Source organism: Capnocytophaga sp. FDAARGOS_737 (assembly GCF_009730375.1).
Lineage (GTDB): Bacteria > Bacteroidota > Bacteroidia > Flavobacteriales > Flavobacteriaceae > Capnocytophaga > Capnocytophaga leadbetteri.
Genome location: NZ_CP046316.1, coordinates 999,676 through 1,013,612, shown reverse-complemented (window position 1 = coordinate 1,013,612; position 13,937 = coordinate 999,676). Strand labels below are relative to the sequence as shown.

General features: G+C 40.6%; 8 protein-coding genes. All 8 read right to left on the bottom strand.

Annotated features, from left to right (window positions below):
* Positions 1–203: 203 nt before the first annotated feature.
* The 8 genes from FOC45_RS04365 to FOC45_RS04330 all read right to left on the bottom strand — a co-directional run bounded on the left by FOC45_RS04365 (position 204) and on the right by FOC45_RS04330 (position 13,920).
* Complete coding sequence (locus FOC45_RS04365) at positions 204–5,747, bottom strand: helicase-related protein (RefSeq protein ID WP_009389018.1); 5,544 nt, start codon at positions 5,745–5,747, stop codon at positions 204–206.
* The gene (locus FOC45_RS04360) at positions 5,734–6,207 is read right to left on the bottom strand and encodes a DUF1896 family protein (RefSeq protein WP_009389017.1); all 474 of its coding nucleotides are present in this window, start codon (positions 6,205–6,207) and stop codon (positions 5,734–5,736) included. Before FOC45_RS04360 ends, FOC45_RS04365 begins: the two co-directional genes overlap by 14 nt.
* Positions 6,208–6,247: 40 nt before the next feature.
* Positions 6,248–7,111, bottom strand: a complete 864-nt coding sequence (locus FOC45_RS04355; RefSeq protein WP_009389015.1) for a type IV toxin-antitoxin system AbiEi family antitoxin — start codon at positions 7,109–7,111, stop codon at positions 6,248–6,250.
* Between the two features lie 174 nt (positions 7,112–7,285).
* Positions 7,286–9,403: a type IA DNA topoisomerase gene (locus FOC45_RS04350; protein WP_009389013.1), complete on the bottom strand. Its 2,118-nt coding sequence runs from the start codon at positions 9,401–9,403 to the stop codon at positions 7,286–7,288.
* 32 nt (positions 9,404–9,435) lie between these two features.
* Entirely contained in the window at positions 9,436–10,995 is a 1,560-nt protein-coding gene (locus FOC45_RS04345; protein ID WP_034539814.1) for a DUF3945 domain-containing protein, read from the bottom strand.
* Between the two features lie 53 nt (positions 10,996–11,048).
* Entirely contained in the window at positions 11,049–11,390 is a 342-nt protein-coding gene (locus FOC45_RS04340) for a helix-turn-helix domain-containing protein (RefSeq protein ID WP_009389008.1), read from the bottom strand.
* Between the two features lie 69 nt (positions 11,391–11,459).
* Positions 11,460–13,538 (bottom strand): bifunctional DNA primase/helicase, encoded by a 2,079-nt coding sequence (locus FOC45_RS04335; protein ID WP_009389006.1) that lies wholly within the window; start codon positions 13,536–13,538, stop codon positions 11,460–11,462.
* Complete coding sequence (locus FOC45_RS04330; RefSeq protein ID WP_009389004.1) at positions 13,510–13,920, bottom strand: helix-turn-helix domain-containing protein; 411 nt, start codon at positions 13,918–13,920, stop codon at positions 13,510–13,512. Before FOC45_RS04330 ends, FOC45_RS04335 begins: the two co-directional genes overlap by 29 nt.
* Between the last annotated feature and the right edge of the window lie 17 nt (positions 13,921–13,937).

Here is a 13,937-nt window from a genome sequence, read left to right as displayed (position 1 = left end):
GCTAAAATTTCTCTTTGCGGTGCAAATTAGTATTTTTTTGTGAAACAGCCAAACAAAAAATAAAACTATTTTCACAAGATCCTTGCAAAATTATTTGCAATCCCTTATTTATCAAGTAAGAGTAAAAGAAAAAAGAAAACCAGCAGAACTGATGTTTTGCTGGTTTTCAAAATGGAGATATACAAGTATTAAAGGAATGAACGTTACATTTTAAAGCCTCGTGAATTTCTGTTAAGAGTCTCTCTTACAAACTCCTTCGTGGGAGTTGGGGCTTCTTGAGTTTCGCTTTTTTGACTCTCTTGTGATAGCTCTTTATTGAGTTCTTCTGCCTCTTGTACCTCTTGTTTTTCGGCTCCTTCTTGTGCCTCTTGTGGAGTATCGGAGGATAGTGAAAGTTGTATTTTCCTATCGAGGGCTGAGAGCTCAGTTTTAAGCTCGGAGAGCTGTGTTTCTTTGCCCCATACTTTTTCGATGATTTCCTTTAGAAGAGGAATATCCTTTTGAACAAGAGCAATCTCTTTTTCTTCCTTTTCCATTATTGCAGGGATTTTCTCAATGGCATTGACAAAATTCATCACAGTAAGGTTAGGGTCGCTTGCCAATCGTCCGTTGTTGTAGGTGTATTTGATACCTCCTTCCCCTTGTACAAAAAAACGATTTTCTTTTAGGTCAAGTTCGTCTTTTTTAGAGACTTCAGTCTTAACTAATATCTGAAAACCATAGATACTTCCTATTTCTTGATATTCGCCTTTGGTACGAGCGTTTTGGGCATAGTCCTGTAACTTTTGCGCTAACTGCTTTACACTGCTCTTTTCCTCTAAGCCATCCAAGCGCAAGGCATTGACTACCGAGCCATCTTCTCGGCGTACAGCTTTATCTGAAAAGTTTTGCCAATCCGTCTGAAAACGATACAAGCGATCTTGTAGGGCTTTCAAATCGCTACAGAGGTTATCTAAACGGTTTTTAGAGGTGTATTTAGAGCGTAAGAACGTTTGCTTTTCACTCTCTAAAGCCCCAATCTTCTTTTCTAACTTTGCTTTTTCGAGCAAATCGGTATTTCCTGAAAGGATAGCTACATATTCAGAATAGTTCATTCCCGACTTTTCGTCCATAGCTCCCTCATCAATGGTTCGTTTACCTAACTTATTGTTTTTAAGCTGGTCGATAAAGAGCTGTTTGTTAAATAGTAGATTGAACTTGTAAGAGTCCAAAGATTTTTCAACGGCATAGATAATCACATCCACCTTATTATCAGCAAAATATTTGGCCACTTCATTGCCCTTGCGAATGGCACGTCCGTCCCTTTGTTGCAGGTCACTGGGTCGCCAAGGGGTATCCAAGTGATGTACAGCAACGGCTTTTTTCTGTGCATTGACCCCTGTGCCAAGCATATCGGTAGAGCCAAAGAGTACCCGTATCTTGCCCTCGTTGGTGTCGCTGATGAGTTGTTTGCGCATTTTATCGTTTTTAGCCTCTTGGATAAAACGGATTTCGTGGGCAGGAATACCATAGTCTTCTACTAATTTGCGTTTGATTTCAGTGTAAGGATTCCACTCGTTGGGCTTGTAAGTACCCAAATCAGAAAAGACAAACTGAGTGCCTTTCTGTGCTTTGTATTTTTGATAATATTCATTGATTTTCATCGCACAATGAGAGGCTTTGTTATCGGGATGATCTTCGTACTTATCGGAGATCATTCGCATATCTAAGGACATTTTACGGGCATAATCAGTTGCAATAAGCATTTTGGCTTTTTCCTCGGACTCGGATAGTGGCGCACGCCCCAAGAGGGTTGCATTACCCGTTTTGGCAAACTCCATTAGTTTTTGAATGAATACCTCTTGATCGGGTGTAGGAGGTATATTGTGTAAAATTTCGTTCTTTTCGGGTCTGTCTATCCCAACATCCTTTGCGGTTCTATAATCGGTTATTTCAGCGTAAAACTGCGCTAATTCGGGTACTTTGATAAAGTAGCGGAAGCGTTCTTTCTGCACAATGTTGTTAGCCACTGAAAATTCGTAATCGGTGGTCTTGCGGGCATAGATTGCTGCCCACGCATCGAAACAGTGAATTTGTTGCTTTTCTAAGGCTTGAGGACGCAGGTACTTAAAGAGCAAATAAAGCTCAGTAAGTGAATTGGAAATAGTAGTCCCCGATAGAAAAGTAGCCCCCATATCCTTACCCGTACGCTCTTGAATAGTTCGCAAGGCAAAAAGCAGGTTGAGGGCTTTTTGACTGCCTTGTGAGTTTCCCAATCCCGCCACTCTATCGTGCCTTGTATTGAACATTAAGTTTTTGAACTTATGGCTTTCATCTACCAAGAGGTGATCAATGCCCATCATCTTAAAATCTACTGTATCATCGGTGCGCTCATTGATGTCGTGTTCTAAGGTTTTGAGCTTTACTTCTAGGTTTTCTTTACGCTTGTACATTCCTTTAATCATCGCACGAGAGACTTCACTGCCTTGTTTTTCCAACTGCCAAAGACTCTCTTCAACATCTTGGAGTTCTTCTTGCAAAATGCTCTGTTGCACCTCGGGGGATTGCGGTATCATCTTAAACTGGTCGTGGGTGAGAATTACGCAATCCCAATCATTGTTTTTGATGTCTCCAAAGATACGCAAACGCTTTTGAGGGGTAAAATCCTCCTTGCCAGGGTAAAGGATTTTAGCAAAAGGATAGGCACGGCGATAGGTCTCGGCTATTTCGTGTACATTGGCTTTAAGCCCTATAATCATCGGCTTGTGCGCCAATCCTAAACGCTTCATCTCTTGAGCGGCACAGCACATAATAAGGGTTTTACCAGCTCCTACCTCGTGGTCGCAAATCGCCCCATTGTTGAGCTTTATCATCCAAATAGCATCTTTCTGACTATCATACAAATCCTCTATGCCTAAACTCTCTCTATCAAGTCCAGGGAAGGACTGAAAAGAACCATCATATTGCGGACGTACAAAACAGTTAAAAGACTGATTGTACTGCTGAGCTAAGCGGTCTTTAAACTCCTGACTCTGCTCTAAGAGCCACAGAGGGAAAGCATTGCGTATTTCATCAATCTTGCTGTTTGCCAGTTGGATTGCCTCCATATCGCGCACCTTGACTTCCTTGTCGTCTATCTTTATTTTCTTGGTAATATCAGGGGTGGTATTTACCAAGGCGTTTTTGAAGAGGGCAATACCATCGTAGGTTCTGCTCTCACTTTTTACAGCGTATTTCTCCCAGATATGTAAGTTTTTTTGTCGGCATTCCACTGAAAACTCATCGGTTTGAGCGCTGTATTGCACACCTACCTTGGTATCGAAAAGCGAAGAGGCAAAATCACTATAGATTTGTGGGGAGATCCAACGCTCTCCCAAGTTAAAATCCAACTCTTCAAAAGGAATAGGGGTAGGAATTACCTGCCTGAGTCCCTCTAAAGCGTGCTCAATTTCTGATTGCTTAGGATGTTCAGGGTGAGTATTTTGATATGCTTCTACGGCTTTGATTTTAGTAAAGACATCCCCCGCTTGCCACTTTTGGGCAATTTGGTATTCGTCTTCTATAGGATTGTAAAAGAGTTTGCCCTGTAACTGTGCTTTGACTTCTTCCTCATTGGTGTTAGAAAGCTCAGCTATGTAGGGAATATCCACCCGACCCAATTCACTTAGGGAAGTGAGTAGTGCCTCTTCAGTAGAAATGTTTTCATTCTTCCTCAGAGAGAATACCACAGGCTTGTGAAAGATATCTGCCTTTTGATAAACACCGTTTTTGATACGCTCTAAGTAAGGAATTTCAGCGCCTGAGGCATCGGTTTTTATTAGCTTGATATTATCAGCACTATTTAGCCGACCATAGTTCTTGACAAAAGTATCGTAAAGGGCGTTAAGATTTTCTCTTTCCGTAGGATAAGGGGTATAGGTGGTAGCCTCTTTATGGTACAAGTCAGAATAAGCATCACGCAGAGCGATATAGGCAATGGCTTTTTGCCTTTCCAAAGAAGAAAGCGCAAGAGGCACAAAGGTAGCAGCTGTTTTGTTCTTATTGAGATCTTGCAAAAAGCCCACCGTATCGGCTTGTACTACCAAAGTATCTTCTCTGAAATGAGGCAAATATTCTCCCTCAAAAGGTACAGGTTCTTTTAATAATGATACCGCAGGAGGTGTGTAATACAATGCAGGAGAAGCTTTTGAAAGCACCTCTGTTTCATTCCCTTGATTGACAGGATAAGTAAAAGAAAACAAGTCCAACTTTTGAGCATTCCCTAATTGAGAGGTAGTTGTTTTCTTCTTTGTTTTCTTTTTAGCTCCTGTGGGTATAGTAGGGACTGTTTTTGCTGAAATGTTGGGAGGACTTGCTAAAGTAGCGGTGGCTTCCTGCTCAGAGAGAAAATCAAAGAGACTTAGCTGAACGACTTTGGGTTCAACTTTTTGATTCTTAAGTTCTTTTGACTCTTTAGAGATGAGATTAGTATTGGAAATAGCAAAGGAAGGCTCGTTGATTTTGCTTTCAATTTCAATAAATTCTTGCCGTTCAACCTTTTTTATCTCAATTTCCTTTACCTCAATTTTTTGTGAATTAACCTCTTGTAGCTTAATTTGTGTTGTTTGGCTTTGTTGTGCTGTTTCAGGGGATAGGTAATGTGCTTTAAAATCGTTTAAAATTCTCTCTTTTACCTCCTTAGCAATGCCTTCTACTCCTGCATTATGAATATAGACCATTGCGGGCTGTCCGTATAGGTTGGTACCCGCAAGAGCTTCGGTGCATATAACGTTTTCTCTTTGTAAAAGATACTCGTTCTGCATCATCCCTTGTGGCAGCTTTATTGTATTGCAGAATTGCTCTTCTATAGGGCTTAAAGTACCTCTTTGGCTGTCTTTTTGAAGGATGATAAGATCGCTGCCTGCTAATGTACCTGCATAATCAATAAAAAGATTGTTAGGCAGGCGCACAGCAGAGACAAGGCGCGCATTGGAGAGCATCGCTTGGCGAATAATCTCATTTTGAGGGCTATCGGCTACCCCTTGAGAGGTGATATAGGCAAGGATTCCACCTTCCTTTACCATATCCAAACCCTTTAAGAAAAAGTAGTTATGCACCCTACGGGAGGCTTGTACCTTAGCAGGGTCACTACTACGAGAGTAACTCAAATCAAAGACAGCGGTATCGGAAAAAGGGATGTTGCTGGTTACCAAATCAAACTGGTTTCTTTTCAGTGGGCTGATTTGTTCGAAGCCATCGATATGTACTTGCTCCTCTGGGTAAAGATAAGAGAGCACCTTGCCTGTGAGTAAGTCCTTTTCAAAAGCAGTAACCGCAAGAGAGGGGTGCTCTTCTTTAAAAGCACGGATAAAATTGCCTCCTCCTGCTGAGGGTTCTAACATTGTTTGCAGAGGTACGCCTGTTTCCTTTATTGCTGAAGCGATAGCCGAGGTAAGACGCATTGGGGTATAAAAAGCCGTTAGCACAGAATTTCTAAGGCTTTGTACATAGTTTTGGTATTGCCTTTCATCAGCGGAATGTTCTCTAATAAGGGCATACAGACTCCTTACATCTTGCCAAAAGACTTGGTCAGCCTTTGCCCAGTACTTTAAATCAGCTTCAGACTGGTGGGGATTGAGGATAAACTTCAATCCCCCGAAGCCTGAATAGTGTTGCAAGAGTTCTCGCTCTTCTTGGCTTAGAAGCGTGCGCTTTTGCTTCTCTAAATCGAAAGCCAATGCCAGTGCACGAGCATTGCGATTAAAGCTCAGTCGTTTAAGATATGCCATTTTCTTCTATCCATAGTTCGATGGCACCCGTAAGTTCTGTGTAGAGGGATTGATAGGCAGCGGAGTGCTGAAAATCCTCATCGATTTCATTCTCGTACTTTTTAAAGTAAGGAACCAGTTCTGGGAAGATTTTTAGAGCAAAGGGGCGCAAATCCTCATCAGCTAATTGAGTGTCGAACTCCTGAGAAACGACCTCAAAGACCATATCAAAGGGAGAGAAGAAGAGCCCATCGAAGAGTACTCCTGAGGCTATTTTATCACATTCAGGAATACTGATACCTGCCTCAAAAGCCTCTTGGTAAGCCTGCGCAGCATACTCACTTCTGTCCTTGATAAAAACAGTATCAGCTAAAAGATTAGGAAAGCTCGTTTGTAACAGCTCTTTGAGTCTTAACTCGTAATAAGACAATGACCCTAAGGTAGTGTCAGAGATCTGGGGTTTGGTTTGTGTTTCTTTCATTGTTAAAATTACTTTTAATGGGTTCAACAAATTTTAATTTTTACAAAGTGTCGTTCTGCAAAGATATATTTACCACGATTTTCCAAATAGGGCAAAAAGGTTCTCCTCCCTTTTCAGGGACATCTGTTTTTAAAAGGGTTCTTCTAAATTTTTTCCCTGTGTTAAGAACTCTCTCTTTGAGCCCCTCGGCTAGTTCTTCCTCCTTGATAAAAGAAAGAACATAGCCCAAGCGCTGGAAAATAGAGATAGGTGTAGAGAGGATTACCTCTGTATGAAGTTCTTGCCAACTCAGATGTTTTTTAATCCTTTGAATTACCTCTACTGCTTTTTGAATGCCTCCTATCTCTTTTTCATAGAGGAGCAAATCAACCGCAGTGAGCTCCAAAGAGGCTACCCGTAAAGTTCTTTCCTCTATAGAAAAAGGTAAGGTTTTTCTTTTTACTCCTATCTCTCTTAAGTCTTTGATATCCTTTTTGACAAGGTAACGAATCTTACTTTGTCCCCTAAAGGAATCTCTCAGCGGAGGTAAGGACGTTATCACTGTAATTTCATTTGCCTGTAAAGCCTCTTTGGGAGATAGATATACTTCTACTGCACTGAGCAGGGCTACATAGTATTCCCTTTTTAGGTGTTGCATCAGTGTTTCAATGTAGAAATAAGGCTTTCCCTCTTCTCTGATAGCTTTGTTATCAGTAGCATTACCAATGTCCACAAAACGGACGATGCTATAGATACCATTCCAAAGTGGTAGGAGCTTTCCTTGCTTTTTAAGTGTCCCTAAAGTATTGAGAATAGTTTTTTCTTTAAGGAGAGGAAACACCTCTTTTAGCTCCTGCATAGAAAAGCTATAAATACCCTTTTCCTCCAATGATTGTATCCACTTTCGTATGGTTAGTCCCTTCATATTGAAAATATATATCGTTGCAAAACATTTGCAAAAGTACTATATTATTTCTAAAGAGCAAATATATTGAAACAAAAGTTATCAACAGGAGGACTAAACTTCACTTAGGCTATGGTACATAATCAGTTGTGTTAGCTCACAGACTTTCTTTACTGAAAGTTTACCTAACCTTTGTTAGTATTTTCGCTTTTTGGAAGTTTTCTCAGGAAACTCAAAGGCAGTTTCACCATTTTCTTTCAAACGTATATAGGCATCGAAAGTGCTGCCTGATTTGCTTTTCATTCCTTTTATCAGAGGTGTTTTTCCTTTTTCAAAGAGCGTTTTGAGCAGCTCATCAGTAAGAGGTTTGCCACATACATTCCTAAAAAGCACATAACCACAGTCCTCATCAGGACATTTGGCTACCTTTTCAAACAGTAATAAGGAAGCATTTCTGCATTTAGGACAGGTGATTTTGAGTTTTTCTCTCTGGGGTATATCCATAGCCAAAAACGTATCAGTAAGACTACGGGTATAGGCTTCCATATCCGAAGAAAAACTATCGGGAAAGAGCTCTCCTTGTTCTATCTTTTGCAATTGACTTTCCCATTCGCCTGTAAGGGCAACATCGGCTATAGTAAGTGATTTTACCCACTGATATACCTGCATTCCTTTATCGGTAGGAATAAGAGACTTTTGTTTGCGCTCAATATAATTACGCTTTAAAAGCGTCTCGATAATAGCGGCACGTGTGGCTGGAGTACCTATACCTGCTCCTTGCAATAGTTCACGTTGCGCCTTATCTTCTAAGGTCTTTCCTGCTGTTTCCATAGCCCCCAACAGTCCTGATTCGGTATATAAAGCGGGAGGTTGGGTAGTTTTAGAAAGGATTTCAACGGCTTTAATCTTTATACTTTCTCCTTGTACAAGTTCAGGCAGCACTTGATTGCTATCACCTTCATTGTCTTTTTCACTGTCTTTGGCAGTTTCATCAGAGTAAAAACCACCGATAGCGCGCCAACCCGCTTGTAACACTTGAACACCTTTTACCAAGAAGTCAGTGTGCAGAGCCTCCAGTAGAGTCTTTTGCACTTCTTTTACACAGGGTTCAGATACCGCTTCCAAAAGTCGGGTGGCAATCATTTTGTAAATAGTGTTTTCTTTTGCTGTAAGGTTGGTAGGAAAGCGCTCGGTAATAAGAAGTCCGTGATGGTCTGTTACTTTCAAATCATTAACCATCTTCTTATTCAGCGCCCCAATTTTTACAAGTCTAGCTTCGTTAGCGTATGCCTCACTTTCTTGTAACAAACGTATCAGCTGTGGGATTTCTTCCCATACATCCTCTGAGATGTACTTACTACCAGTACGTGGGTAAGTAATGTATTTTTGTTCGTAGAGACTTTGAGCGATTTGCAGGGTCTCATCGGCTGAAAAGTTCCATTTTTTATTAGCTTCTTTCTGAAGACCTGTTAGATCATAGAGCAAAGGAGGTTGTTCTTTTACCACTTCTTTCTCAGTGGAAATCACCTCGGCCATTGGAGACTTTTCTAATTGTTTTTGTAAGGCTTCAGCTTCCTTTTTATCCTCAATTTTAGCTGAGATACTGAAAAAATCAGTATAGCTTTTTTGGTGCTTGAGTCGCAATTGGTAAAAAGGTTTCTTTTGAAAATGTGTGTGCTCTAAAAATCTTTTACAAACCATTGCTAAGGTAGGTGTTTGCACCCTACCTAAGGAATAAATCCCTTCACCTACGGCTATACTCAGGGCTTGGGTAGCATTGATACCCACCAGCCAATCAGCCTCACTACGCTTTTGAGCAGAGGCATACAACAAATCAAAAGCACTTCCTTCTTGCAGATTGGCAAGTCCTGTTTTGATACCTTTTTCGGTTAAGGAGCTAATCCAAAGCCTTTGAAAAGGTTTTTGACATTGCAAATATTCATAGATATAGCGGAAGATCAGTTCTCCTTCACGACCTGCATCGGTGGCGACAATAATGGAACTACACTTCTTAAAAAGGCTATCAATGATTTTAAGCTGTTTCAAAGCCATAGGGTCTGACCTGTAGCCTTTTTTATCTTCAGCGATTTGCTTGGGTACCAGCACAAAGGGATGAGGTAAAATGGGTAGGTGTTCTCTGTGAAATCCTACACAACCATAAGCCTCTGGGAGGGCTAATTGCACCAAATGCCCTAGAGCCCAAGTAACAGCATAATCATTACCTAACAAATATCCATCTTGTTTTTCACTTGCCCCCACTATAGCGGCAATCTCTCTTGCCACACTGGGCTTTTCTGCTAATATAACTTTCATTTTTCTACGTGTATTGAGGTTAAAAATTAGAGTTATACTTTGCGTCCCTTGGACTTCTTACTAGTTTCTTTTTGAGCTGTTTTTTCTGATTGCTTTTGAGGGCGTTTTTCTTCTTTAGCTTTAGAAGTTTCAGCTTTTTGTTTGTTAGAAGAAACTTTATCAGTAATGTCCTTTTGAGGATTGTTAAAGCTCATCTCTACCTTGCCTTTGTCCTTGTCAAAAGTAAAATAACCGCTATAAGTTTTACCTGCTTTGCTCTGTAAGCCTTCTAAATAAACAGGATTACCCTTGCTCAGTTCCTTGTGTTGCTCTTCGGTAAGAGTTACTCCTCGTATGACTGTAGGAGCCTCAGTGAGTTTCTCTTGATTAGCAAGTTTAGGAGCTTTGTCTTCAAAGAGAAATTCCACATAACGCTTGTCGGCATTGAACTGCACGGTTGCGTTAAAAGGCTCTCCTTTTTTAGAGGTCATTCCCTCGACAAACAGAGGCTTGCCTTCTTTGAGCGTTTGTTTTTGCTCCTGGGAGAGTTTGACTCCTTTGATTTCATCGGGGACTTTGATATGTTCACTGCGCAAGGCAATGATTTCATTGGTGAGCCTATCAATACTGATAATAGAAGGGATTTTCTCTTGAGTTTTACTATTGGTAAGCTCAACTGTACGTCCCATATTTCCTGTGGTAAGCAGGTTCTTTTTATCCTCTTCTGAAAACTCGTGACCAAAGAAAGGATAATCCAATTGTGGTTCCTTACGCATCCCGTGAATGGCTACTGCTACTTTTCCATCAACTTCCCTTAGGGACAGACGAGCATCAAAACGGGTTACTGTAGAACCTAAATTGAAACTAATAGGCACCAGCTCATTGGTTTTATAACCTTTTAAGAGGGGCTCTAATAGGTTCCTCTTCTCTAAAGACTCTCGACTCACCCCTAAATTTTGTAACGTTTCCCAATCAATAGCATCAGGGTTGTACTTGAGTTCCTCTTGGGCAGGAGTACTTTGTGCTTGTGCCTGAGCAGGAGCTTCTTGTGCTTGTGCCTGAGCAGGAGCTTCTTGTGCTTGCACTTGAGCAGGAGCTTCTTGTGCTTGCACTTGAGCAGGAGCTTCTTGTACTTGTGCTTGAGCAGGAGCTTCAGGAGGGGTCTGAGCAACGGCAGTCTCTCCTTCTTGTTTTAGAGTAGCTGCTTTTTGCTCTTGTTTGATATACTGCTCAGGAGATACTTCGTACTTCTTGAGGTATTCCTTACCCTTTTCAGTGAGCTTTGCCAAATGGTTTTGGAGTTTTTCTATCGTATTTACCGATTTTTCTATCGGTATTTTAAAGAAAGAAAAACGAGAAGGGTTCTGGACTTGACGCATAAAGTTGCTAAAGAAATTAGATAGCATATTACCTTGCTTGTCTACTTTCATAAAGTCATCCAAGGATTTGCTGTCAGCAGGAGCCGTTTTTAACTCTCCTTTCTCATCAATTCCTTTTACAGCCTTAAGCTGTTTTTCTTCTTTGTCAAATACCAGTAGGATATCAGATAGTTGTTCATCCACTGGGATTTGATTGTCGTAATTTGCCGTATCGGCGTGTTGATTTTCTGCCATTATTTAAACATCTTTTTTAATTTGGGGGTAAAATTACTCCCTTTGTAAGACGTCTAAGAGAGGCTGTCCTTTTTAGGCATAGTATTTCCGTTTTTGGCTTTTAAAGCTGTTACTGGCACACTGAAATGTTCTCGGATAAATTGATGTACATCCGAGAGCTTGTAGTATATTTTGCCTGATATGGTATAATAAGGCAGTTTGCCATTGGAGCGATACCTTTGCAGGGAACGTGCAGAGATTTTAAAGGTGAGCATCAAGTCTTGATTATCCAAGAGTTCCTCACCATCCAAGCTGTTTTTGCGTTTTTCGGCTTTGTCTATTTGCTCTTTAAGCAAATCAAAACGATCCATAATGCGTTCCATCCACGCTATAAATTCTATTCTGTCGATTTCCATTTTTTATATTTATATTTGTTTAATATTTCGATTGTTAGGTCTTAATCTTAGAACATCTAAAAGTTCTTCTTATCCTTGTGAGTTCTTGTTATCCTCCAAAAGTTCTTTTAGCACACTGCCCATTCCTAAGAGTTGGTCATTTCCCTCTTGAGGAACTAAAATGCCCATTTCTTTTAAGGTGCGGATATAACCTTTTGCGGTGCGTTCCTTTACATCAGTTCGTTTTTGAATTTCTATGTTCAGCTCTTGGACTGTCCACAAAGTTCGCTCTTTAAAAAGAGGAGAAACTAACGAGGCTAAGGTACTGGCTTTATTGGGTTTTTGGTCTTCGTTTTTCTGATTACCTACATAACTGTGCATTCCCAGCTCATTGTTCCATCTAAAAAGTATTTGTGGGGTATCGCTAAGACTGCCATTGCGTATTTTCATCGGTTTGACCGCTGAGATAGGACTGTTCTTCTCCCCTTCGATAGAAAGCACTGCTGTTGCTTTGCGTTGTAGTTCAGAGCCTAAATGACCTCGGAGTTTAAGTCCGCTGGGGGTGAGGTGTAACACACATACAATACAGGTTTTGTAATTACCTGCCAAAAGGTAAAGCTCTTCTATGAGTTCCACACTTTCTTGCTCATTATTCACAGCTCCAATAAGGTCGGCTATGCCATCGATGACCACCAAATGCACTCCTGCACATTGGTAGTAAAAACTCTCTAAGCCCTCACGAATGACCTTTAATCGCTCTCTGCGAGGGAGTTGGGTGAGGCAAAAGGCGTGTAGCAAATCAGGAAGAGAGGTTAGTTTAGCTCTTTTAAGCAGTTTGCTGATGTTTTGATAGAGTTGGTCTTGAGACTGTTCTGTATCGAAAAATAGCACCACTTTATCTTTGGGGCAAGGCAGTAGCGTTGTGCCCAATGTGTCAATAGGTAGGTTCTTACTGTTAAGACAACCTGCAATGAGGGCACTTACATAATGACTTTTGCCTGTACCTTCGCCTCCTGTAATACCCAATAAACTACTCTGCACCCCCACAGGAGTTTTGCCAATCGAGATGATAGTCTCTTGTTTTTGGGGAGGTTTATCCCATTGAATTTCGCAGTTTTTAAGTAGGGATAGGCTTTCTTCATAGTGTTTGCTAAGGGTCTGATAAAAGAGTTGTAATAGGTCTCTACCCGTTTTGCCTTGCGCAAAATAATCAGATATATCTTTATCCCTTTTAGTGCCTGAAAGAGGTAAGACCAAACGAAATACTTCTAAAGGTGCTAATTGGGCTTGTTGCTCTAAGGAGGCTCTTTTTCCTGTTTCGTCGCTATCGAACAAAAGGACTAAATGTCGGAATCTCATTTTTAGCTTTTGGAGTTTTTGTAAAGGAATGAGAACTGTTTCACTATTAAAACAGATAGCCGAAAAGCCTCTACTGGCTAAGCTCATTACATCTTTTTCGCCTGCGGTGATAAAAAGAATGTCGCCTTGTAGAGGTAGCTGAGACTCACCAAAGCAATAGTTTTCGGGATTACCTCCATAGAGAAAACGCAGTTTAGAAAAGGGACGATAGACCTTTAAATGCTTTTTAAAAAGGTAAGCAAACATCCACTCATTATAGGTGGAGGCAATAGTGTAAGGTTTGCCGTCTTTATTGGTGCTTGAATAGCTTTGCAGAGAGATCACGTTGTATTTGTTTAGGATTTCTTGGGTGATGCCGTATTTCTGCCAATAGGCTAACTCTTCTTGGGTAAAAGGTTTTTGGGTAAATTGATAAGAGATAGATTTTTTGGTTTCTGGGATAGTACTTTCTATGGTGATAGTGGGAGGTATTGGAGGTTTTTGTGTAATTATAGAGGTGGATTCCTCTAAACCCAGATGTAAATCTCGATTGATAATTTTTAGGATTTCAATAAAGTCAGAGGCATTTCGGCAATCCAATTGATAGAGGTAACCTACTAAGAAAAAACAGTCACCCCTAAAAGTATCGTTGCCAAAATCTTTCATTTTATAAATGCCTTGTTTGTCCTTATAGATATTGCAGGAAGCATTTTTATCGTCATAGAAAGGGTTTTTAAAGTTTTTACCTACTCGCCAGTTGCCTTGTAGATAGTGCTGGAAGACCTGTAGTCCTCCTTCGGTTCTACTTAAAATATCTTGCTTTTTCAACATAACCTTTGGCTTTTTGAGTGAGGGATTGCAGGTAGCTTTCAGTGTTTTCTACCGATTGACTGATAAGGAGTTTGCGAATGCTTCCCAAAGTATAGAAATATTGTCCATAGATTTTGGAGTAAGTGATTTCATTGCGTTTGCGCATTCGCCATAGGGTTTTCTCACTTAGATGGAGATATAGACAGATTTCTTTTTGGTTGAGCCACAAACTATCCCACTCAATAGGCTCTTGCTTGAGTTGGTTTTCAATGCTTTGGAGTTGCTCCATAAGGGCTTTCCAAGCAGATTCTTCAATGGTGATTAAATTCATTGCGTATAGGGTTAAATTCTCGGCGGCAAAGTTCTGACAAATACCAAACATAAACTGCCAAGCACTACCCATTGAAATGTGCATTTTAA